This window comes from Pseudomonas sp. C32 (genome assembly GCF_030417915.1).
In the GTDB taxonomy this organism is placed as follows: Bacteria; Pseudomonadota; Gammaproteobacteria; order Pseudomonadales; family Pseudomonadaceae; genus Aquipseudomonas.
The window spans coordinates 1-1,669 of the sequence record NZ_JAUHUK010000050.1; the positions used below are offsets into that span (position 1 = coordinate 1).

Sequence of the window (1,669 nt, forward strand, 5' to 3'; positions counted from 1 at the left end):
CCCCCGGTGTCAGGATAGTTGTCGCCTCTCCGATTTTTCCTAAAAAAGCATATCGGGGGCGGAAAGAGACTGGTCGTGCCGTACTATTCACCTGAACGCAGAGCCGCATTACTCAAGATGCTGCTTCCCCCGCTGAACCTGTCGATGGCCGAGGTTTCCCGGCGCGAAGGGGTCAGCGAAATGTCTTTGTCCAACTGGCGCAAACAGCTCAGTTCTGAAGGAAGTGCAGTGTCCGAAAACAAGCCGCTGACCGAGAACTGGTCAGCCGAAACCAAGTTTGCTGTCGTGCTCGAAGCCGCCGGTTTGTCCGAGATCGACCTGGGTGAATACTGCCGCCGCAAAGGCCTTTACCCCGAGCAAATCACCGCCTGGCGACAGGCCTGCATCAACGGTCAGAAGGCAGACAAAGCCCAGCAAAAAGAAGATCGGGAGCAAGCTCGCAAGGACAAGAAACGCATCCAGGAACTTGAGCGCGAACTGCGCCGCAAAGACAAGGCGCTTGCTGAAACAGCCGCGTTGTTGGTGCTGCGAAAAAAGCTCAACGATTACTGGGGGACGAACGACAACGAGGACAACTAACGTCTTTACCAGAGCGCCAGTTGCTCGTTGCCTGGCTGGAAAGCGCGGTCGCGGCAGGCGCTAGAAAAATCAGAGCCTGCCGGGAAATTGGTTTATCGCTGCGGACATTGCAACGGTGGACTGAAACAGAGGTTATCCAGGCCGATGCCCGAACGACTGTCACACGGCCAACTCCGCGAAATGCACTGAGCGAAGTCGAGCGTCAGACCATCGTGACGTTGTGTAACAGCCCGGAGTACGCCCACTTGCCGCCGAGCCAGATCGTGCCACGACTGGCCGATCATGCGTGTTATCTGGCGTCGGAGTCGACGTTTTATCGCGTTCTACGTGCGGCAGGCCAACAGCAACATCGAGGCCGCAGCCAGCGACCCAGAAGGCACGCAGCACCGACGACGCATGCGGCCAAAGCGCCCAATCAGGTGTGGTCATGGGACATCACGTATCTGCCGTCGCCGATACGCGGCAAGTATTACTACCTCTATCTGATCGAGGATATTTACAGCCGCAAGGCCGTGGGCTGGGAGGTCTACGACGCAGAAAGCGGCGAGAAAGCCGCCGCACTGCTGCAACGTAGCGTGATCGGTGAGCAGTGTTTACACGAACCGCTGGTGCTGCACTCGGACAACGGAGCGCCGATGAAATCGGTAACGCTGCTGAGCAAGATGTACGACCTGGGCATCACGCCCTCGCGGGGCCGGCCGCGAGTGAGCAACGACAATCCCTACTCGGAGTCGCTGTTTAGAACGCTGAAATACTGCCCGCAATGGCCGCTGGATGGCTTTGCCAGCTTGAACGCCGCACGCGCTTGGGTAAGGGATTTCATGCGCTGGTACAACAACGAGCACCGGCATAGCCGTATCCGGTTCGTCACGCCGACTGAGCGGCATCGGGGGCTGGATCATCAGGTCTTGTCCCGGCGCCATGAGTTGTACGAACGAGCCAAGGAGAAAAAACCGGAACGGTGGTCAGGCCAGACGCGTAATTGGGAGCCGATCGGCACCGTGCTGCTGAATCCGGATCGAGAGCAACAGATCGAGAAAATAGCGGCATAGTTAGACGGTTGACGCGACAACTACCTTGAAAAACGCCG

General features: G+C 57.9%; 1 protein-coding gene. It reads left to right on the forward strand.

The genetic code is table 11. The annotated features are described in order from the left end of the window. Positions 1-75 precede the first annotated feature (75 nt). Positions 76-1,631, forward strand: a protein-coding gene (locus QYH43_RS26855; protein ID WP_301158521.1) for an IS3 family transposase whose coding sequence is annotated in 2 segments (ribosomal slippage) — positions 76-538 and positions 538-1,631 — 1,557 coding nt in all. Because the reading frame shifts where the segments join, the coding sequence is not laid out codon by codon here. The last annotated feature ends 38 nt before the right edge of the window (positions 1,632-1,669 follow it).